The 20,708-nt window shown below is 67.7% G+C and carries 19 protein-coding genes; 7 read left to right on the top strand and 12 right to left on the bottom strand.

Annotated features, from left to right (window positions below; translation table 11 throughout):
• Positions 1-26 precede the first annotated feature (26 nt).
• Genes OV427_RS36745 through OV427_RS36735 form a run of 3 tightly spaced genes read left to right on the top strand, consistent with a single transcriptional unit; the run spans position 27 to position 6,007 of the window.
• Positions 27-1,214, top strand: a complete 1,188-nt coding sequence (locus tag OV427_RS36745) for a caspase family protein (protein WP_267860890.1) — start codon at positions 27-29, stop codon at positions 1,212-1,214.
• A complete protein-coding gene (locus OV427_RS36740) occupies positions 1,211-2,530 on the top strand; it encodes a hypothetical protein (RefSeq protein ID WP_267860889.1) in 1,320 nt (439 codons plus the stop codon). Before OV427_RS36745 ends, OV427_RS36740 begins: the two co-directional genes overlap by 4 nt.
• A 45-nt stretch (positions 2,531-2,575) precedes the next feature.
• The gene (locus OV427_RS36735) at positions 2,576-6,007 is read left to right on the top strand and encodes a tetratricopeptide repeat protein (protein WP_267860888.1); all 3,432 of its coding nucleotides are present in this window, start codon (positions 2,576-2,578) and stop codon (positions 6,005-6,007) included.
• Positions 6,008-6,012: 5 nt separating this feature from the next.
• Here the strand turns inward: OV427_RS36735 and OV427_RS36730 are convergent, their stop codons facing one another.
• The 8 genes from OV427_RS36730 to OV427_RS36695 all read right to left on the bottom strand — a co-directional run bounded on the left by OV427_RS36730 (position 6,013) and on the right by OV427_RS36695 (position 14,086).
• Entirely contained in the window at positions 6,013-6,663 is a 651-nt protein-coding gene (locus tag OV427_RS36730) for a hypothetical protein (RefSeq protein WP_267860887.1), read from the bottom strand.
• On the bottom strand, positions 6,660-7,787 hold the full coding sequence (locus OV427_RS36725) for a hypothetical protein (RefSeq protein WP_267860886.1): 1,128 nt from the start codon (positions 7,785-7,787) through the stop codon (positions 6,660-6,662). Before OV427_RS36725 ends, OV427_RS36730 begins: the two co-directional genes overlap by 4 nt.
• A gap of 75 nt (positions 7,788-7,862) precedes the next feature.
• Positions 7,863-8,345, bottom strand: a complete 483-nt coding sequence (locus tag OV427_RS36720; protein WP_267860885.1) for a hypothetical protein — start codon at positions 8,343-8,345, stop codon at positions 7,863-7,865.
• On the bottom strand, positions 8,342-8,497 hold the full coding sequence (locus OV427_RS36715; RefSeq protein ID WP_267860884.1) for a hypothetical protein: 156 nt from the start codon (positions 8,495-8,497) through the stop codon (positions 8,342-8,344). The genes OV427_RS36720 and OV427_RS36715 overlap by 4 nt, the downstream gene beginning before the upstream one ends.
• Positions 8,498-8,817: 320 nt before the next feature.
• Positions 8,818-9,048, bottom strand: a complete 231-nt coding sequence (locus OV427_RS36710; protein WP_267860883.1) for a hypothetical protein — start codon at positions 9,046-9,048, stop codon at positions 8,818-8,820.
• Positions 9,049-9,259: 211 nt separating this feature from the next.
• Positions 9,260-10,477 carry a caspase family protein gene (locus OV427_RS36705; protein WP_267860882.1) on the bottom strand — a complete coding sequence of 406 codons (1,218 nt, stop codon included), beginning with the start codon at positions 10,475-10,477 and terminating at the stop codon, positions 9,260-9,262.
• A complete protein-coding gene (locus tag OV427_RS36700; RefSeq protein ID WP_267860881.1) occupies positions 10,474-11,655 on the bottom strand; it encodes a caspase family protein in 1,182 nt (393 codons plus the stop codon). The genes OV427_RS36705 and OV427_RS36700 overlap by 4 nt, the downstream gene beginning before the upstream one ends.
• 22 nt (positions 11,656-11,677) lie before the next feature.
• Positions 11,678-14,086, bottom strand: coding sequence for a hypothetical protein (locus OV427_RS36695; RefSeq protein WP_267860880.1), 2,409 nt, complete (start codon positions 14,084-14,086; stop codon positions 11,678-11,680).
• A gap of 468 nt (positions 14,087-14,554) precedes the next feature.
• Here OV427_RS36695 and OV427_RS36690 point away from each other — a divergent pair, with 468 nt between their 5' ends.
• The 3 genes from OV427_RS36690 to OV427_RS36680 all read left to right on the top strand — a co-directional run bounded on the left by OV427_RS36690 (position 14,555) and on the right by OV427_RS36680 (position 15,592).
• Positions 14,555-14,842 carry a hypothetical protein gene (locus tag OV427_RS36690; protein WP_267860879.1) on the top strand — a complete coding sequence of 96 codons (288 nt, stop codon included), beginning with the start codon at positions 14,555-14,557 and terminating at the stop codon, positions 14,840-14,842.
• A 69-nt stretch (positions 14,843-14,911) separates the two neighbouring features.
• Positions 14,912-15,226, top strand: coding sequence for a DDE-type integrase/transposase/recombinase (locus tag OV427_RS36685; protein WP_267860878.1), 315 nt, complete (start codon positions 14,912-14,914; stop codon positions 15,224-15,226).
• 42 nt (positions 15,227-15,268) lie between these two features.
• Positions 15,269-15,592, top strand: coding sequence for a Mu transposase domain-containing protein (locus OV427_RS36680; protein ID WP_267860877.1), 324 nt, complete (start codon positions 15,269-15,271; stop codon positions 15,590-15,592).
• Between the two features lie 188 nt (positions 15,593-15,780).
• Here OV427_RS36680 and OV427_RS36675 read toward each other — a convergent pair whose 3' ends face one another.
• Positions 15,781-17,367 (bottom strand): S41 family peptidase, encoded by a 1,587-nt coding sequence (locus OV427_RS36675; RefSeq protein ID WP_267860876.1) that lies wholly within the window; start codon positions 17,365-17,367, stop codon positions 15,781-15,783.
• Between the two features lie 104 nt (positions 17,368-17,471).
• Here OV427_RS36675 and OV427_RS36670 point away from each other — a divergent pair, with 104 nt between their 5' ends.
• On the top strand, positions 17,472-18,692 hold the full coding sequence (locus tag OV427_RS36670) for a cytochrome P450 (RefSeq protein WP_267860875.1): 1,221 nt from the start codon (positions 17,472-17,474) through the stop codon (positions 18,690-18,692).
• An 11-nt stretch (positions 18,693-18,703) separates the two neighbouring features.
• Here OV427_RS36670 and OV427_RS36665 read toward each other — a convergent pair whose 3' ends face one another.
• The 3 genes from OV427_RS36665 to OV427_RS36655 are packed head-to-tail and all read right to left on the bottom strand — an operon-like array spanning position 18,704 to position 20,662.
• Entirely contained in the window at positions 18,704-18,943 is a 240-nt protein-coding gene (locus tag OV427_RS36665; RefSeq protein ID WP_267860874.1) for an Os1348 family NHLP clan protein, read from the bottom strand.
• A 34-nt stretch (positions 18,944-18,977) separates the two neighbouring features.
• Positions 18,978-19,694, bottom strand: coding sequence for a class I SAM-dependent methyltransferase (locus tag OV427_RS36660; RefSeq protein ID WP_267860873.1), 717 nt, complete (start codon positions 19,692-19,694; stop codon positions 18,978-18,980).
• Complete coding sequence (locus OV427_RS36655) at positions 19,691-20,662, bottom strand: hypothetical protein (RefSeq protein ID WP_267860872.1); 972 nt, start codon at positions 20,660-20,662, stop codon at positions 19,691-19,693. Before OV427_RS36655 ends, OV427_RS36660 begins: the two co-directional genes overlap by 4 nt.
• Positions 20,663-20,708 lie beyond the last annotated feature (46 nt).

Genomic DNA, 20,708 nt, shown 5'->3' with positions numbered 1-20,708 from the left:
CGCGGACGGTAGCGGAGGGAGTCGCCATGTCGCTGGTCTTCGATGTGCGGGCATCCCTGGGCGACAGGCCCGGGGTGCACGCCCTGCTCGTGGGGGTGAGCGGCTACCGCCATCTGCCACCGCGCGACCAGCCGTCTGGCCCTTACGACCTGAAGCAGCTCTCGTCGGCCGCGACCTCGACGCTGCGGCTCTTCGAGTGGCTCCAGGCCCACCGGGATGCGCTCCCGCTTCCGCTGGCGACCTGCCGGTTGCTGCTGACACCCTCGGCGGGTGAGGCTGCGGCTCACCCCAGTGCGCTCGCGGCGACCCGACGCCATGTTGAAAGGGCCCTGCGCGACTGGCGGCGGGATGCGCGCAGCCACGCCGACGGCATGACGCTCTTTTACTTCGCGGGCCATGGCATCCAGCGGAGCCGGGACAACACGGTCCTCCTGCTCGAGGAGTTCGCCGAGCCCGACTCGCCCGTCCTGGAGCAGGCTATCGAGCTGCAAAACATCTTCCAGGGGATGGCGCCCAGCCCGCAGGCAGGCCCCATTGCCCGGCAGCAGGTCTATTTCATCGATACGTGCAGGGTCCTCCCCGACGTGCTCAAGAACTTCGAGCACCTGTCCGCACCGGCCGTCTTCGACGTGGAGTTGGTGAGCGAGGACAACCGGTGCGCCCCCATCTTCCAGGCGGCGCTCCCTGGCACGAAAGCCTATGGCCGTCTCAACGAGACGAGCTTGTTCTGCGAGGCACTCCTGGCGGGGCTCGACGGGCGCGCCGCCACGCCCGGAGACGGGCCGGAAACGAATGAACACGTGCAGTGGGTCGTCTCGGTCTCATCGCTGAGCAGGATGCTTGTCGACCACTTCAAGCGCTTGGCCAGCGAGCCGGAAGGTGTGGAGCAGACCGTCACCCTGGGTGGACAGATTCTGGAGGATCTCATGCTGCACCAGCTCCTGGCGCCCCCTTCCGCCGACCTCACCCTCGAGGTGGATCCCCTCGCCGCAGTGGCTCACGCGCGAGTCAACGTCGTGAATGCCCTCGGGCAGCCGACTGCGGACTTTCCGCACCCCCTGTCTCCCTATCCGCTGACCCGGCAGCTCGAAGCGGGCTACTACACCATCGGGGCCACCATCGATCCGCCCCACCCGCAGTTCGTCGGCTGCCCCGGGCGCCCGATGCTGCTGACACCTCCACGCAGGACGTACAGGCTGAGGGTCTCCCCATGAGCGACCAACCTCCCAGGAAGGAACCGCACGGGCACCTGCGCTTCTCGCTGCAGCCTCCGAGAGGAGCGCAGCTCGACGGGAGCAATATCCCGGTCGAGATACGCAAGCCGAGCCTCGCCCTCGCCACGCGCTGCCTCTCCAGCGACGTGGTGGAGCTGGAGCCCGGAGCCTACGTGGTGACCGCGCAGCTGCCCTCCGGGCAGGTGCTGTCCGGGAGCATCACTCTGTCCGCCGGAACGAAGGGCACCGTCCAGCTCGAGCCAGAGGAGGACGCGCCCCTGCCCCCGCCGGTGCCGGGCGGGCCCCAGCTCCTCAGTAAGTGGCCGACGTACCTCGAGCGGACGGGCCTGATCATCTTCTCACTGCTCACCCACAACACCACTTCGTCCGGCATAGGGTCGAGGGGGCTGCTGCGCTGCCTAGTTCCCGCCACCCGGCAGACCTCCCGCAACCCGAGGCTGAGAGGCGCGGCTTGGCGCCTCTACAAGACGAGGTCCCCAAAGTGGGTGGCTTCCCGCTTCGACTCCCCCTCCAGTCGGGATGGCCAGCTTGAGCTCCGGGTAGCTGAGGACCAACCCACGGTGGTGCAGCTTCTCCGGCCCCGGGCAGCACCCAGCAACATCGTGCTGCCGATCCCGGGAGAGTCCGGGCATCCAGGCTGTCGCATCATCGTGGAGCGCGGCCCCACCGGAGCGTTTCAGGTGGACATCCGCCTCGACAATGCCCACGCCGACGCGCTCCTGCGCTACAGCCAAGCCGGTGACAGGAACCGAGCCTTGCTGAGCCAGAGGGAGGTCGAGGCCACCAAGCTGTTGTACGACAAGATGAAGGATCCAGTGGGCGCGGCCATCGGCGCATATGCGCTGCTGCGGTTCAAGCAGGCCCGGGACATTCCTGAGTGGACCCGGAACCTGTGCGAGTGGTTTCCGCACTTCCCCGATGGCGCGGTGATCTGGGCCGAGCACCTGGCGCGCCGCGGAGAGCACGGACAAGCGCTACGCGTGCTCATGAAGCTGGAGCAGCGGGGACTGCCCCTCTTCAGCGCCGGGTTGAGCCATGCCGTGGATCGGCTCAGCGCGTACACGCAGGTCCATGACGACGCATGGCCAAGGGATGAAGCACCCACACTTGAGGAGCGCTCGAAGTGTGAAACCCTGCTGGCGGCGCTGAGCCGTTACGCAGCGTGCACGGACTTTTCGCGACCGGTGACGACGTATCACGGTGCCCGGCCCTTTGCGCCCGGTGAGAAGCCGGGGCCCGAGGTATTGGTCCCGGACCCAACGGATGTCGACCTGACGTCCTACTTCCCGGAATAGACTCGGCGCGCCTCGACCCAGCCCTGGGGTTAGGATGCACGCACTATGTCCGGACCGACGAAGGCCATGACGGAGCCTGCGGCAGCCGCCGCCCCTGAGCCCGTCGACGTCCTCATCGTCACGGCATTGAAGCGGGAGTACGAGGCCGTCTTACGAGTCGAGACCGGGGCAGTGCCTGGACGCACCTGGGTCCAGGCTGCGTGGCCCGGGGACCTGGATGTCGCCTCCCGCGTATTCCAGGGTGCCGAAGGAGCGCCGCTCCGCGTAGTGGTGGCTCGCTCCCTAGGAATCGGCGTCGTGGCGATGACGGGCGCCCTGTCGATGCTCGTGGACACCTACGCACCTCGGTGCCTAGCTATGTGCGGCATCGGTGCGGGGCTTCAAGCGGAGGTGGAGCTGGGCGATGTCATCATCGCGGACGTGCTCTGGGCCTATGCCCTTGGCCAGAACGCTTCGGGGAGTTCCGCCGGGGAAGAGAGCAGCCTGTTCCAGAGCCGGAGCCTGCGCTACCTGCTGGATGCCAAGCTGCGGCACAAGGCCGAGCACTTCCAACCTTCCCCGGAGAGTCCCTGGCGGCGAGAACGTCCCCGGACGTACGAGGCCCAGATGGACTGGATTCTCGACTGCCTGTGGCGGGGTGAGAGCCCAGCCCTGCACCCTCAACGCAAGGAGCGGTGCGCCGACTACAGCCAGGTGTTACCGCTGCTCTGGGAGCAGAAGCTGGTTTCGAATGGCGAGCTGTCCCTCACGCCCGAAGGCCGGAGGTACATCGAGCGCAAGCGGCTCCTGTATCCCGATGGCCTGCCGGAGCCACGGCCCTTCAGGGTGCACGTGGGCGCGCTCGTCACCGTCGACACATTCGTCAGGACCCCCGAGGTCTTCGACAGACTGGCGCACCTCGACCGCAAGGTGCTGGGGCTGGACATGGAGGCGGCAGCCATCGGTGCACTGGCTCGCATCCGAGAGGCCGAGTACACGGTCGTGCTCAAAGGGATTGCGGACTTCGCTGATAGTGCAGAGAACGACCGGTTCCGAGACTTCGCGGCGCGGGCCGCGGCGGAGTGCCTCCTGGAGTTCTTGAGGAGCAGCCTTCCGCCGGCACCGCTAGGACACTTCTCGGACCTTCTCGATACAGGCATCTCCGAGCGGCCACGGGTGCCAAGCCCGGCGGCCCTCTTGAATGCCCATTATCGCTGCTTCCCCTTCTGGGGGCGCAAGGCAGAGCTGGAGAGGCTCCAGGCTTGGTGTCAGTCCGAGGAACCCGCGAGCGCGTGGCTCATCCACGCCCGTGGGGGCATGGGCAAGACCCGGCTGCTCGTCGAGGTGTGTGAGCAACTCCGGATGCAGGGCTGGCGGGCTGGCTTCCTGGCCCATTCTCCAAGGCCCGAGCGGCTTGAGGCCCTGCTGGCCTCGGCGCAGGACACGCTGGTGGTCATCGACTCTGCGGAGAGCGAACCAGGGCTCCCGGGGTATCTTGAGCTCATCGCTCAGAAACTGCGAGAGAAGCGCCAGGGGCGCTTCCGCCTTGTGCTGCTGGCCCGGTCCGTCGGGGACTGGTGGTCGGACATCATCGCCAGATCCAAGGCGATCAATGCGCTGCTCGACTCCCAGGTACCCATGGAGCTGCCACCGCTCATGGAGGGCTCCCTGGCGGCCCGTCAAGAGCTCTTCCTGGAAGCGGTGCGATGCTTTGCTTCGATCCGCAAGCGCTCGGGGCTCGGGCTCGTGCCACCCGACCTCAGCGACGAGCAATTCGAGCGGGTGATGTACATCCACATGGCAGCCCTGGCCGCGGTGGAGGGACGGCCTTCGAGCGCCATGGGGTTGATCGAGGGGCTGCTTGCACACGAGGAGCGCCTCTGGCTCGCGCGTGCGCATGCCACTGCAACGACGGAGCAGGCCCGGCGCTCATTCCTGGCCCAGACACGGCGAGCCGTGACTGCATTCACGCTGCTGGGAGGTGCTTCGAGCCAGCAGGAGGTCGAGGAACTGCTCCAGCAGGTGAACGAAGAGCAGGATGAGTCGTTGATGTTGATGCTGAGGGACCTGTACCCGGGAAACCCCAGGGATTCATGGCGCGCCAGCATCAGCGGGCTTGAGCCGGACGTGATGGGCGATGCTATGGTCCTGCACACCTTGCGCCTGGAAGTGGACGGCGGCAGGCGCCTGCTGGAGAAGGTCTTCAGCAATGCGGACGCCCGGGCGCTCCGGAATGGGTTCGAGGTCCTGGGGCGGCTCTCCCGTGAACACCCGGACGAGGCAGGCCCGTGGATCCAGTGGGTGCTGGAGTCAGATGTCCCCAGCCGTGCGCTGGCGGCATTCGATGCCGCGAAGGCTCTGGCTGCACGCGGTGCGCACACCCGGCTTGGCGCATACCTAGCACAGGTACTGGAGAAAGAAGGAACACCCCTGCTTGCGGCGCAGATGGAGTCCATGGGGTTCCCCGCGGATGCCGTCTCCTTGCACGACGTTATGCGCTGGGTGACACGCACACGCCTCCAGAACCTGGAGGAGGAAGAGGGCCTGGAGCACCTCGCCGAGCGCGCCCGGCTGCTCAACAACCTGGGAAGCCTCCAGAGCGAATCAGGAAGAAGAGAAGAGGCCCTGGCGACAATCGAGCAAGCGGTGAAGCACTACAGGGCACATGCAGCCAGACAGCCCGAGCTTTTCCAGTCCGACCTGGCCCTGAGCCTGAACAACCTGGGTGTTATGCTGCGAGAGCTCGGACGGATGCACGAGGCGCTGGCGGTGACACAAGAAGCCGTGTCGCTTCACTCCCGGCTTGCCCAGGAGCAGGACGCCTCGCTCCCGAACTTGGCCATGAGCCTGAACAACCTGGGCGGCGTCCAGTGGGGGCTGGGGCAGCGAGAGCAAGCGCTGAAGGCCTTTCTGGAGGCGGTAGCCATCTCCCGGAACCTGGCGGCGAAGGTTCCGGATGCCTTCCTACCCTCCCTCGCAGGGGGCCTAAACAACTTGGGCAATATCCTGCAGACACTGGGGCGCCGAGAAGAAGCGCTGATGGCCGCTCAGGAGGCGGTAGCCATCTCCCGGAACTTGGCGGAAAGGAACCCGGAGACGTTCCTTCCCAGCTTGGCCATGGGCTTGAACAATCTGGGAATCCATCTGGTCGAGCTGGGGAGGCAAGAGGAGTCCTCGGCAGCGATACGTGAGGCCGTGGAGATCTACCGGCAGCTTGCGCGCAGGACCCCGGAGGCCTTCCAGCCAGACCTAGCGAGGAGCTTGAGCAACCTGGGCCTGTTGCTGAATGCGCAAGGAGCCAAGGAGGTAGCCCTCCAGGCGGCGCACGAAGCCCTGGAGATAATCTGGCCCTACTTCGAGAGGTTCCCGTCCGCATTTGCAATGCAGACGAACAACATCCTTCAGAACCTGCTCGCCTGGCAGTCAGAGCTGAAGCTGCCCACCACTAGCCGTCATCAAGCGCAGCTCGACGCCGTGCAAAAGGCGCTGAGCCAATAGCCCCTTCACCTGTCGAAGTTCTCAGGGAACCACTGGAAGACAGTGTCCGGATCCCAGGGGTAAGTGTCCTTCTGGAAGGCGCGAATCTGGTACGACGGGAAGAGACGCCGGATGGTCCCTCCGGGCGCCAAGCTGTACTCCTTCACAACGGGGCCGCGCTCTCCGGACCGGAGCTTCGTCTCCGGGAGCCCGTCCTCCCTGACCAGATCCACTCCAGCCTGCTCGTAGCAATGCTCCACGAAGCCGGAGCAGGAGCCGGAAAAGATAACATTGCCGGTCTCCTCATCGCTCACCAGGCGATACGGCGGACGGAGCCGCCAGCAACACGCATGGCCGCGCTTCCGCTTGCCCATGGCTCGCCTCTCCAGGTCACGGCAGCAGATCATCACCCGTTCCTGGACATGCTGGAGCTCGAAGTCCGGGTGGTCCACCCACCCTACGACCCTGACCTTCCAGCGCGCCTCCTTGCCATCGGGGCCGAGGTTCCACGTCTCACGAACCCCCTCTCGAGCGACCGCATAGACCTCGACCGGGCCGTCCAAGTCACCCGCCTTCGCGGCGATTCCCGCATGCTGCTCGAGCTCGCTCACGTGAAACAGGACGAAGCCCTCTTCAATCCTTCGCGACTCGGAGCCAGGGGGCCAGTGGGAGATCATGCGGAACGTCCTGGCTCCCGGAACGCCATTGCGGCCTGGAGCAACTTCGAGCCCTGGGGCGCCGCGGCCAGCATGGAGATGGCAACGCTCTGCTCGATGCAGAGCGTCCGCGCGGCGCTGATGGCCCCCACGCGCACGATGGGCTCGTTCCGGGTGTAGACCTCATGCAGCAACCCCACGGTCTCTTCCAGCGGCGCAGCCGGCCAGAGCCAGCCCAGCAGCACCACGAGTTCGTAGCGCGTATAGCGAGCGTCCTCGGAGTCCTCCGCCCGCAATCGCGCCTCCAACTTGAGTGCCGCCTGACGAAGCTGTGCCGCCTCCGGGAGCTGGCCCCGCGCGCCAAGTGGCCGCACGGCGCCCAGCTGACGGCACACGGTCCTCAGGGTCAGGTCGAGCTGCGTGGACGGCCAGCGGGTGAAGCGCGGGTGGAGCCGGGGCCAGAAAGCAGGCCCCACGAGCAGAGCGGCTCCCATCAACGCGCGGGCCGCGATGAAAGGCTCCGGGCCCAGTGACTGCTCAGCCAGGGTCTCCAGCCGCGCGGACACCCGCTGCGCCCGCTCAGGGTGTTCCGAGGACCGGATGACCATGGGGGCAGCGTCGATGGCCTCGACGAGCACCTCATCCAGGGAACCGTCGCTCGCGGTGAGCACCTCCTCCACGATGTGCGCCGCTCCGGCAGCCTTGAGCCGCCCGCAGGCCTCAAGCCAGAGCGCGAGGTGGGGACTCCTGGCCGCATAGGCATCCTCAAGCCTCCCGACGGCCTCCTCACGGCTCTGCTCAAGTCTTCCCTCCAGGTGACCCGCGCGTACGAGTTCCTCGGCGCGCTCCTCGATGGCATCCGCCTGTGAATCCTCGGAGTGGAGGGCCTCCCTGACGGAGGGGGCATCTCTCAAGGAAGCACTCGGCCGCTCGATCTGCTGCCCATAAGGCTTGCTTCCGCTCGCAAGCCTAGGCGGATCCGGGCGCCTGCGTGCGCGAACGAGACCGGTAGGTCCATAGAGCTGCTCGGCCATGCGCTCGGCGGGACCGCGCTTCAGCACGAGTGGGGAGGCCTGCTCGGCCATGCGCTCGATGGGAACGCGCTTCGGCACGGTCGGGTCCTGGCCTTCTGTCTTGCCGCTCATGCCAGCACCCTGCGCCCACGTGGGAAGCGGACCCCGTCGCTCGACTAGAAGTATAGGCTGGTCCCCGCCGAGGTGTCAGCCCCCGCGCCTCTTCCGCCTGACCTCAAGCTGGCGCCGGTGCGAGTTCAGCGTGGACGGGCTCAAGCCGAGCAGCGAGGCCGCCTTGTTCCCGCTCCCCGCGACGTCGATGGCCGCCTGCAGGTGGAGCCAGACCCATTCATCCGTCAGCTCATCCAGGGGCACCTCCCTGCCGGACTGCTGCGCCTCTCGGATCGTCTCCCGACACCGATCCACCGACGGCAGCTCGTCCCGGGGCGCCCCCTCCCCTCCTCCGCCGGCCCGGGCCTCCCCCTCCTCGTCCCGGAGCAAGCGCAGCTTCCGCTGGACGTCTTCGTCCTTGAGCACGAACGTCGCGTAGTTGCTCGACACTAGGCCCGCGGCCAGCAGCCGCCTTGCCAGCCGCTGCAGGTCTCTCCAGTTGCCGGGCAGCTCCAGCAACCCCCGGACGATGGCCTTGCGATGCCCGGAGTGCTCCGCCGCGAGGTCCTCCGCCCTCACGTGGTCGACAGGGCCCGCTGGTTGGGGCCGCTGCCATCCCGCACCTGGAGGAAGTCCCGGTCCTGGAGCATCACCGGCGTGCTGGGGCCCACGCTGGCACCGGGCCCTCGCCCGTCAGGGACATTGCCGGTGGCCCGATGGAGGTCGAACACCGTCGCTTGGGGCCGAACACATCGGACGTGTTGCGCGGCTCGATGGCGCCATGGGTGACGAGGGCATCCATCTGCCAGACATTGCAGGTACGTGAAACGAAGCGCCGCGAGAAGATGCCCCGCGCGTCCCTCACGTAGTCCTTCCTGATTCCCGTCCCCAGGCGGGTGTACACGAGGTTGGGGTCCTCGAGCTGGAGCCGTCTTCCTTCGGCACGTAGCGCACGTCGTTGATGATGACGTAGTGGAGGATCTCCCCACGGGAGTTCAGGAGCTGCGCGACATCCCGCAGGGCGGACGATGACCTCGCCGCCAACCGCCGCTCAAGCTCCTCCTGGATCTGGCTCCCCCTCCAGCCCGACAGCGCGTTCACGTTCGCTTGGTAGATAGATGTCGAGGATCTTCTTGCTCTTCTCGATGCGCGTCACCTCGCCCAGCGTGTTGCGCTTGAGTTCCTCAAGCAGTATTTCCTTCTTGGCCTTGAGGAACCGCTTGACCTCCGGCTTGGCGATGCGCGCCATTTCGACGATGCGGCCGATCTTGTCGCGCAGCACGTCATGCCCAGGGTTGGGAGCGTTTCCCTCCGGCGCACGAAGTCGATCTTGTCTCCAGCCATGCGTGCTTCCTCCCGGAAGCATGCATGACATCAATACCCGTACCAGCCGGGCCCGCCGAGGAGCGCCGCCGGGGCGGCCGGCACGTGCTGCTTCCCGGTGCGACGCGAGCGCGTCCTGCCGTAACGCCGTGGGGCCAGCGCACGGGCGCTCAGCCCTTCGCGAGCCGGACCTGCACGGGCATAGATGCCGCCGGGGGCTCCACGGAGTAGATCCTGCTCCTGGGCAACAGGCACTGCCCTACGGGGGCACCATCGGCCTGCGTGTCCACGGCGGTCTTCACGATGTAGTTGCCCGCGCTCAGCAGCTCGCGGTGCGCCTCGGGGACTGGTGCCCCGAGTGTGAGGACCTCTTCGTCCTCCGCGTCGCTGATGCGCATCCGGGTGTACGGGCGGGCCTCCGGAGGCGTGAGGGTGATGTCGACCGGGACCTTGGGGGGCGCGTCGAGATAGTGGATGACGGCGTCCGGGCCCAGGTTGCTGACCCGGAACATCTGATTCACGCCGTAATACTGATTGATGCGCACGAGGTGCTTCGCCAGCGACCGGCTGATAGAACCGGTGGTGACGGCCCATTTCTGCTCGTCGGGGTTGAAGACACCGGCGCCGCCCTCGAGGCATTCGAGGAGCGCCTTGCCGAAGACGGTCTCTTGGCCGGGGATGGCGTAGGCTAGGCTCCCGGGTACGCAGGTGAAGAAGACGGGCGAGAGCCTGTCGTCGTCGAACTCCGCCTCAGAGCCAAGCCCCTCGACGTCCCAGAGGTGCCCTGCCGGCAGCTTGTCATAGTGCCGCATCTCGGATGTGGCCGTGCGGCAAGCATCGAAGAAGTAGAGCTGTGTCCTGGCGATGTCGGCGCGGCCGGGAATGGGGGCCATGCCATCCACGAGGTCGGAGCTGATGAGGCCGTGCCCGAGCCGCCGGGCCGGGCTCTCGCCGAACTCATCGAGGAGGAGGACATGGTCGCCCCGGGTTCGCTGGAGCCCATGCCCGGCGAAGTAGAACAGCGTCATGTTGCTTCGATGCTGCTTCGCCTCCTCACGCCAAGCCTCTGCGGCCCGCTGGATGTTGGCAAGGGTCGCGCGCTCGGCATCCTTCGCCATGTCGGGCGTCTTCGCCAGCTCGGTCGCCGACGGGGACAGCAGCAGCCGGCAGCTCGCGAGTGGCAGGGGCAGCCGGTTCCCGCACGAAACGAGCCATTGGTAGATGCGGAAGGCGGTCGAGGCCGCTGAGGTCAGCTTCCGCAGCCCGAAGTGATGCGGGAGCGGCTCGGCATCATCGCCGACCAGGTACGGGTATTCACTCACCCCGACAATCAGCGCGTGAACCCCTGGCACGGCGTTGGAGAACCGGATGACCTTGCCCGTGCTCACTTGTGCACCTTCAGCTTCAGCCGCCAGAGGCGAGGTGGCACGAGCGCGGTGACCAACCGCGCGCCCTTGAAAGGCGCCCCTGGCTCGAAGTGCGCTGAAACGATGTACAGCCCGGCGGGAAGGTGGAAGCGGCGGGGCCCTAGCGCGGCGGGAGTCTCCACCACGGGAGCTCCCTCCGCGTCGTCAATGCGGATCCTGGCCAGGGGCGCAGCCTCGGGAGGCTCGAACTCGACCTCGAGCTCGACGCGCGGAGCCTGCTTCAGAAGCGCAATCACCGGGTCCCTCATGAGCTGGCCGCTCATAGTGAAGCCCGGGAGGATGTTGAGATCGTGCGAGAGCCGGCTGCTCTCCAGGCTCATCCACTGCGCCAGGGAATTGACGGTGACCGCGTACTCTGTCCGCCCACCGTCCGTCTCCATGACCGGTGCGCCGGCGCCACCGCGCAGGCCCTTCAGCAGGGCGCTCGTGAAGAGGGTGCCCTCACCGGGGATGGCGTAGGCCATCTCTCCTGGCTGGGCGGAGTGGAACACCGCCGCGCTGCGCCGATGGCCCGCACCCTCGAGGAATACGTCGAACGCGCTCGTGGCGCCGAAGCTCACGTTCTCGGGCACCCCATGAGGGCGGTTGCGGCTGCAGTCCACGAAGTAGAGCTGGTTGCGAGCCATGGGGCCTTCACCCGCGGCGAGCCCATTGAAGATGTTGGAGAAGCTGACCGCGCTCCGGAAGAGAGGCCCGATGCCGTTTCCAAAGTCCTGGAAGAGCAACAGGTCATCGTCACGGACGAACTGGAAGGCGTGCCCGACGAAGAAGAAGATCGTCTTGCCCTCGTCGCTCATGCTGGCGTCCTGGTGCCAGTCGCTGGCGGCCTGGACGAAATCGTTCACCCCGCAGGAGGTGGCATGCCCGTGGAGTTCGGGCACTTGTGCCAGCTCGATTTCAGAGGGCGCGAGCAGCAGCCGGCAGGTCACCAGAGGCTCGGGGAGCACAGCCTCCTCGACGAGCCATCGATAGAAGTCGAATGCCGAGCGCGCTGCGGAGGAGAGCTGGCCCAGATTGAAAGGCTGCCGGGCAAGAGGGCCTCTGCCGCCCAGTAGATGTGGGTAGCTGCTAATGCCCACGATCAGCGCATGGGTGCCGCCGGTCTTCCGCTCCGCCCGCTTGTCGAACACCAGCGACATGACGTGCTTCTCCCGCCTGCGGCTATTTTCTGGAAACCGGAATCTGCTGCGAGGTCAGCGGCTGCGCCAACTGCCGCAACTGCGTCGTGCCGATATCGACCGAGAATCCCCACAGCGCGGCGATGAGGATGTCCTTCCAGGAACCGTGGAAGGTCTCGGAGAAGAGGAGGGTACCGCCCGCGGCGATGAAGAGCCCGACGAGGCCAGTCATCAGCAGCTCGCGGCGCAGGAGCCGCTTCCGGATGTCCATGGCCGCCAGCTCCGATGCCGAGGGAAGGATACGAACCACCCCCACCGCAGAGATGGGCGCCTGCGTCCGTGGGTCGCGCAGCTCGGCCATGACGCGCAGGGGGCCCGGCGCCTGGGCCATGACGACAAGGCGGCTACCATCGTGCTCGATTTCGCGGACGTGTCCTTCCAGGATCCTCCAGGCCACCTGGACGCCCTCGGGTGGGGCGGGCTCCACCAGGGGCCTCAGCTCGATGGTCTGCCCGACGGCAGCTTCCAGCGGCCCGATGAGCTGGAAGATGTGCACCGCCCCCAGGGGCTGCGTTCCGCCCGCGATGAGATTGGCCACCGCGAGCCGCGCGAGCTGCCCCGTGGGTGGCTTCGCCGTGGGGCCGTAGGACTCAAGCACCGGCCTCGCAGACTTCGCCGCCTTGACGTAGTCGTGCGTCTTCAACGCGGCCTCGACGGTGGCCTTGGTGGCAGCGGCGGTCTTCGCGCCGATGAGTTCCACGAGCCTCGCTGAGAGCGTCGCCAAGGCGCTGGTGAGGGCGGGATAGGGCGGACCCTCCTCGGCGGCGGCCGGAGCCAGGACCGCCTGCAAGGCCTCCTGCACCGGAGCGAGGCTCGCGTCGTCTGGCTTGAGCCCAAGGGCGTCCACCGCCCGCTCGGTGACGCGGACGACCTCCGGACGGGCGGTCTGTACGAAGAGCGAATGGGCACTCCGGGCGACCTTCAGAGCAGACTGCATGAGGGCCGCGAGGTCCGCGCTGTCCCGCGTGGTGTTCGCCTCGGCCAGCACTCCCTTCAGGGTCGGGATACCGTCGGGAATCGCCGTGTCCGGCCACGGCCCGAGCGAGTCCACGTCCCGCGAGAGTGAGGTGATGAGGTCTCCAAGCGCGCGTCCCAGTTTCTCCCGTAGTTCCGGCCGCAGGTCACCGGCCCGCTTCTCCGGGCCCTCGACATGCCCCCTGTCGAGCTGTTCGAGGAGGGCCTCGCGCTCCCGCCGGGCCTCGCCCAGCAGCTTGGCGATGGCCGGGGAGTGGCCGGCCGGATGGCTGAGGTCACTCGCCAGCGTGGCGAGGGAGGTCCGCACTGCTTTGCGGCGCTCCTCGGCCTCGGCCAGTACGGCATCCACGGCCTCACCCGCCTTCGTCGCGGCCGCTGTCAGCCCGTCCGCGCCCGCCTTCGACTGGATGGCCGAGGTGAGGGGCTGGAGCGCCGCGCGAACCTTGTTGCGGACCCCCTCGTCGGCTTCCGACGCCGCGAGCTGTTCGAGGCGCGCATGGACCTTGCTGGCCTCGAGGAGGGCCTCGTCGGACTTCTGCCACTCCTCAAGACACTGGCGGTAAATGAGCCCCAGGAGGATGCCGCCGATGATGGTGATGGGCAGCCAGCACAGCGGAGCCCGGCTGACGAGCCTCAAGTCGACGTCGACGGGCGCGGCGAGCTGGGGCGACTCCAGCCTCACGGTGCCCGTGGAGACCCCCAGCGGGACGCTGCCCTCCAGCCTGGGCACCAGCTCCAGCTTCTGGCCGGCGCCTAGCTCACCGCTGCCTGCATCCGGCGCGAGGCTCGCCGTGAAACGGATTTCCGCAGACAGCGTTTCTCCTCCGGGGCCGCGCAGCCGGCCCGCCACCGGCAGGGGAAGGTTCACATGGGCGAGCGCCGAGGCCTCCTCAATGAGGAGCGTCGTGGGGGCGAGGCTGTCCGAACCCAGGGTGTGCTCCAACTGCCAGGGCCCCTGGACCCGGAGCCGGGCCGCAGGCCGCTGGAAGGTGAGCTGGATGTCCCGTGCCGGCTCGGGCTTCCCGTCGCGCACGGGGCGCAACCGCACCGTGTACGTGCCCGTGAAGGGCATGGCTGGGGGGTGGACGGTGATGGGCAGCTTCGGGAGCGGGGCCTTCACGTCGACGGGGCCGGGAGTGAAGGCCGCCGAGAAGTCATCCGGCCGCTCCGGCAGACGCGCCTCGATGACCTGGAAGGCCGTGGGGACCGCGCCGTCGTTCACGCGCAGTTCGAGGGTCCGTAGCTCCGAGGGCTGCCGCGGGTCCCGGACGCCCAGCACCACGGGCAGCGCAGTGACCACCTGGATGGGCGTGGGCGCTGCCGGAGCTTGACCCAGCGCGGCGGAAGCCCAGAGAGCCGTACAGGTAGCCAACATCGTCATCACGCCAATGCGAACGCTCCGGTGGTCGGTGCGCATGGTTCCCCTCGCGTTGCTGAGCGCGTCCCGGCAATGGCGGTGGAGTCTACCCCAAGCATCCGGGCAGTGTGACGGGCCGGGGTAAAGGATCGCAGCCGGGTCACCCAAGCTGTTCGTAGCGGGGGCGGCCAAACGGATCGCCCCAGAGTCGGCCAAACGGATCGCGAGCCGAAGCGACTGGGCCGGCGGTCCGTTCATCCCAGAGGTGGATGGAAGAAACGCGGCCAGTAGGTGAGGCAGTCGCCTACCCGGCCAGTCATCCCGTGCATTCGCGCGCGTCCACGAGCACCGCCAAAGCGGTGCGGCCAGGGACGCGCGCGGATGAGCCAGCGGAGAGTCGACATGGACAGGTTGAGAGAATTGGTGCGGCTGCACCGCATGGGGACGGGGGCGCACGAGGTGGCGCGACTGTTGGGCATGGGCCCGAATACTTAGAGGACGTACCGAGCGGCGCTCTCGGCTGCCGGAGTGCTCGAAGGCCCGGAGGACGAGGTGCCCGAGTTGGAGGCACTCAAGGAGCAGATACAGGCGCACCTGCCGTCGAGGCTGCCGCCCCAGCAAACCTCGTCGCTGGTGCTGTGGCAGCAACGCGTGGATGCGTGGCTGACACAGGGACTGGGGCCGCGCGCCATCCACGAGAGGCTGCAGTTGGAAGTAGAGGATTTCTCGGCGAGCTACTCCGCAGCGAAGCGCATGGTGCAGCAGGTGCGCAAGGCTCGGGGCGTGCGGGCCGAGGAGGTCGCCATCCCGTGGTGACAGCGGCCGGCGAGGTGGCCCAGGTGGACTTCGGCTACGTGGGCAAAACTGCTGCGCCTGCGGGAGAAGGTGCTGCGCAAGGCGCGGGTCTTCGTGCTGGTGCTGGCGCACAGCCGCCACCTGGTGGCCGACGTCGTCTTCGAGCAGTCGCTGCCGACGTGGCTGCGGCTGCACGTGGAGTCCTTCGAGGCACTGGGCGGCGTGGCGGAGACGGTGGTGCCGGACAACTTGAAGACCGCCGTGCTGCGCGAGGCCTTCACCCCGGGCAAGCCGTCCGCCCTCAACCGCAGCTACCGCGAGGTGGCCCGGCACTATGGATTCAAAGTCGACCCGACGCCGCCGTACGCGCCCCAGAAGAAGGGCAAGGTGGAGGCGGGCGTCTAATACGCCCAGTCCAACTTCGTCAAGGGCCACGAGGGACAGGACGTGGACGTCGTGCGCGCGGACTTGAAGAAGTGGCTGGCCGAGGTGGCCAACGTCCGGCAGCACGGAAAAACGGGCCGGCGCCCCGCGGACGTCTTCCGCGAGGAGGAGTTGCCCGCCCTCGGACCGCTACCCGCCAGGTGCTTCACACCCGTCGTCTGGAAGTCCGCACGCGTCCACCAGGACAGCCACGTCCTCTTCGACAAGCGCTTCTACTCGGTGCCCTGGCGTCTCGTCGGCAGTGCTCAGGCTGGCTGCCGCTTGCTCGCTCTGCGTGGCCCACCACCGGCACAGTCGTCATCTCCTCCGAGTGGCGCGGCGAAGTGACCATCGTCTGCGCGCTATCGGTTGGTTCGGTCTGTGTCGAAAGCTCGTCCGCGCTGGCGGCTTTAATCACGGGCGTAGTGATGCCGCCCTCATCTGCTGGCACTTCCAAATCCCAGAGCCAGTCACCTGCCTCTACGAGCGCCCGCTGAACATCCCTCACCGCGGCTTCGCTCCGGATGATTCGCAGCCTACGCAGGCGCCGTGAGCACCTGGCCGGCCCGGTTCAGCAGGTCGACGTCGCCGTGGAGGACATCGTCCCGGGTGTATCGGTATGAGACGTCGACCTCCACGCCCAACCCCTCCACGGGGATGCCGCGCTTCGCCCCGACCCGGGTGGACCGAAGCAGCGCCACGCGAAGCTCGGCCCCTCGTGCCAGCGGCTTCAACAGGCCGCCCGGCTCACGGCCCTGGGACTGAACGAGTCGCTGATGCCAGTACATGCTCGAACCGCCCGCGCCGGTATGCGTGTCGACGCCGATGACCTTCCCGATGTGGTGGTCCATGAAACCCGCGATGAACACGTCGGTGGCGCTGTAGCTCAGCGCATCGCACACGAGGACGACCGGGCCCTTGTAGATGCGCCCGACATCGTTCGCCTGCTCCACCGGGGTCAACGGAAAGCCCTCGGAGAACAACTCGCCCGCGACGACGCCCGCCCGGAGCGAAGGCCTCCACGGTGACCACTCCTCGCCGGACTCGCTCAGCTTGCGCGTGAAGTCCGTACACCGAAAGGAGAAGGGCTCCGGTTCGATACGGCTCGAGGTGAAGAGCTGGAGAAGTCGCTCACCCGCGGGGATGGCACCACCGGGGTTGCCGCGCACGTCGATGATGAGCCCCGTCTCGGGGATCAGCCGGACAATCCGCTCCACCTCTCGGACGAACCCATCCACGTCGTCGACCACGAAGTGGGCGATCCGGAGATAGCCAAACGTCCCGCTGGAGGTCTCCACGCGCCGGAAGGACAGACACTCTGGAAAGCGGCAGTCCCCACCCCGCTCCTCGCCAGACGTGAACTGCTCCTCGCGCAGCCGCTGCGCTTGAATGGCGTGCTCGTTGAGGCCGTTGGCCATGGCCCTGCTGGAATCCCACCCTGCCTCCGGCCTGCTCCGCGGGCCCGCCTCACGGACGAGCCAGGGGAGCTTGAGGTCGGCCGGGCCCTTCTTCCCGAGGTACGTGAGGAACACGAAGTCCTCGTCCGGCGGGAGGCCGTACTTCAGGACACGCCACGTCAGCGACTCCAGGGCACGGCGCCTCCGTGCCGCGGGGTTCGCGCCCGCCGTCGACAGCCCGAGGCGAACGACCTTGTGCTCCAGGAGCTCGCCATTCCAGTGCGTCACCTCCACGCCCCTGACGAAATCCCCGCCCAGGTCCGTCCCCGGCGCGAGCGCCCCCACGACGTAATGCGCCACTCCCGCGTCGTCGAAGTACTCGTGGAGCTGGAAGGGCAGGAATGCCGTGAGCCTCGACCAGGGCTCCGGCAGGTCGATCATCGTGTGGAAGTCACGCAACCCGGTGCACAACCGCAGCAGGGCCTCCATGAAGGAATGGTCGTCCGGGTAGCGCCCGACGTCCTCCTGGAGCAGCCGGGCCTGCTGGACGGGCCTCACTCCGAGCATGCGCTCCTTGAGCGGCAGGTGGACGTAGAACTGTTCGAGCACCACCTCCCACTGCTGCGCCAGCAGCAGCTTCTCGTCACGGGACTCGAAGAGGCGGAGGCGGCGAACGGATTCCAGCGGAATCCCCGGGTCGAGCGGAGCAACGCGCGTTGAACTCATGACTCCCGTCAGGGTGACAGTGAACCCCTTCGCGGGGAAGCACGGAGCCCTATACTCGGGAGGCGAGCCCACGTTGGCGCGAGAGACGGGGCGGATACGGAAACATGTCGTCCGAGGAGACCTACGATTTCTTCGCCCCGGAGGCGGTGTGGAATTCGGACTCCTTCCTCCACCGGGTGCGCGCCCAGAGCCCCGTGTACTGGAGCCCCCAGTTCCACGGATGGGTCCTGACGCGCTACGCGGACGTGCTCGCGGCCTCCAGGGAGCGCCGGCTGGTCTCTCCCCCAGGGACGGGCTGGTTGGACCGCCTGCCTGCGGAGCTCAAGCCGCGCTTCCAGCCAGCGCGAGACGCCCTCCGGCTGTGGGCGGGACTGAGCAGCGAGCAGGACCATCTCGACTTCCAGCGAGCCCTGAAGAAGTACTTCACCCCCGCCCAGGTGGACCGGCTGCGCCCGCGCGTGCAGCGCTTCACCGACGAGCTGCTCGAGGCCGCGCGGACTCCCGGTGAGCTGGAAGTGGTCGGGGAGCTGGCCCGTCCCCTGTCCGCCAGCGTCATCGGCGAGCTGCTCGGGCTCCCCGTCGCGGACCGCGAGCTGCTGCTGCGCTGGTCCACCGACCTCCAGAGCTTCTTCCAGCATGCCGACCTGGAGAGTCTGCATCGCGGCCAGCGCAGCCTGCTGGAGATGCAGGACTACATGCGCCCCCTGGTCGACGAGCGCCGCCGCGCGCCGCGCGAGGACCTCGTCAGCGTCCTGGTGTCGCAGGAAGAAGGCTTCTTCGCCCGTGAGCCGGAGGCGGTCGTCGCCAACTGCGTGACGTTGCTCTTCAGCGGGCACGAGACCACCAGCCGTCTCATCTCCAGCGGTCTGTTGCTGCTGCTGGAGAACCCCGAGCAGCAGGCCTTGCTGCGCGACAGGCCCGAGCTGATGCCTTCGGCCATCGAGGAGATGCTGCGCTGCGCGGGGCCCACCGTCGCGATGATCCGCGTGAGCCGGGAGCCGGTGGAGCTGGCGGGCCAGCGGTTCTCCGCTGGCGAATCCTTCGTGCTCGTGTACAAGGCCGCCAACCGCGACCCCGAGGTGTTCGCCGAGCCGGACCGGTTCGACATCACCCGCCAGCCGAACCGGCACCTGGCCTTCGGGATGGGCCCCTTCGCCTGTCTGGGCACTGCGCTGACACGCATGGAGGCGGAGGTCTGCTTCCAGACGCTGCTGCGGCGCCTGCCCGGCCTCCGCCCGGCATTCGAGACACCGGACTGGAAGCCGCTGCCGCCCCTGAACCGGAGCCTGCGCTCGCTGCGCGTGGCGGTGCCTCCGCGAGCGTGAGTGCGGCGGCGTCAGCCCATCGGGCCACCGCCCCCCGTGCCGCCGCCCGGGAAGCCCGCTTCGTACTCGCTCGCGAGCGCCTCCGGGGATTGTCCGAGGGCGGCCTTGACGCTCTTCAGGAACGCCTCCTGTCCCTCGATGGGATACCCCGCCTCCCGCAGGGCACGCTCGGGGTCGGCGCTCAGTTGCTTGCGAAACTCCGCATCGGAGATGGCGCGAGTGGTGATTTCATCGATGAGCTTCTTTTCCATGGTGTCGATTCCAGGTTGCGGATGAAGCCTGCGGCTACCGGGCCTGCTCGCGGCGGCCCCGCGCGATGAGGGCGGCCATCGGAATGCCCGGTGAATCGGGATAGGGGTTGAGCTCCACGCTGTCGAAGGCGGGCTCGAACATCGCGCGCATCACCTCCAGGGGCGGCGCGAGCACGTCCTCGTGCAGCTTCCCGTCGGGCTCCACGAAGGACCAGCGTGTCCCGTCGGGCGAGCGCAGCGTCACCGGCTCCATGAGCCTCCCGTGGGCCTGGAGGGAGACGAAGCGCGCCGGATCGAACACGGGCATGAAGACGGTGCCACCCGGGCGCGTCCAGCAGCTCAGCCGCTCCACGAGCCGCTCGACATGCGACACCGACTCCTGCAACCCATAGGCGCCCCACATGCACGAGGTGAAGGCGAAGCGTCCCTCGATCTCCGGGTGCGGCGCGAGGAAGTCGCCCTCGATGAAGCGGGCCTCGGGGTTCGCCTCGCGTGCGAGCGCGAGCATCGCGGGTGAGAGGTCCAGCCCCGTGCAGGAGATGTTCGGATTACCGCGTCCGTGGCGGAGGAAGAAGCCGGTGCCACAGGCCACATCCAGCCACGAGTCCGCCTGCAGCGTGAGCATCCGGAGGAAGAACAGCTCGAGGCGCGTCTTGTCGCGGAAGCCGTACTCGGGCGCGTGCAGGAACGCGGCGTCATAGCGGCGCGCGTAGGCCTCGTCGTAGGTGGCACGTACCTGGTCGGGCGTCATGGACAGGCCTTCTCTCCGGCAAGAACCCAGCGGAGCTGAAACACCTTCGCCTCACGCGCCAGCTCGTCCACCAGCTCCAGCCGCTCGTGCGTGTACTCCGAGAACTCCGCGAGGCCGAGTGTCTCCGCGCTCCTGGCGGCACGGCGCTGCCACTCCGCCGAGGCCTCCAGGGTCTCAACGAGGAGACCGCGGCCATAGAGGGCTTCACGCACCGTCCGCAGCGAGCGCTCCAGGGGCTCACCGCGAGTGAAGCCGGCCCGCGCGAGCAGGAACGTGCGGTGGCCATTGGCGAGGTCCCTCCTCCAGCCGACCACATCGTTGGTCAACCCGTAGGCGACTCCGAGCTGGTCCACCAATGTCTCGACGGTGGGCTCGAACTCACCGCGGCCAGCGAGGATGCACATGGCGAGCGCGGGCACGCGGGCGAAGGCCACCTTGCGCGCATGTTGCTCGAAGTGCGCGGCGTTGTACGGAGCGTCGGACAGGAGCTGCTCGTGCTCCGCGAGCGTCCACCGGGTGAAGTCGAACCAGGAGCGCTCGAAGGACGAGCGGAAGGCGGCCGAGTCCCCAACGAGCGACTCCAACAGGCGCGCCATCTCCCACCCGCACACGTTGCCGAGCAACGTCTGCGAGCGCTCCGGGTGCGCCTCGTCGAGGAGGTCATCCTGGATGCGGATGTACAGGTAGCCCCACATGGCGGCGGCCACGAGGCGCACCGTCACCTCTTCCGAGGGCACGGAGGCGGGCTGCTCGCGCCGGAAGCGCTCGCGCAGCCACAGCGGGAGGAAGACGAGCGGGGGCGCGAGCCGGCTGGAGAAGTAGCCGCGGTGGCCCTTCTCTCCATTGGCGATTCGAGCGAGGAAGCGGCGCGCCAGCGCATCGAGCGGGGGAGCCAGCGTGCTGAGCCGCTCTTCCAGGATGTCCCAGGCGGCGTCGAGGATGGGTTGATGGGCTTGATAGCTTCGCAACGATGCTCCAACGGCGAGAATAGGGGTGCGCGCGGTTCTGATGCAA

Source organism: Pyxidicoccus sp. MSG2, assembly GCF_026626705.1.
Lineage (GTDB): Bacteria > Myxococcota > Myxococcia > Myxococcales > Myxococcaceae > Myxococcus.
The sequence above is the reverse complement of the archived record's forward strand: the minus strand, read 5'-3'. Positions and strand labels throughout refer to the sequence as shown.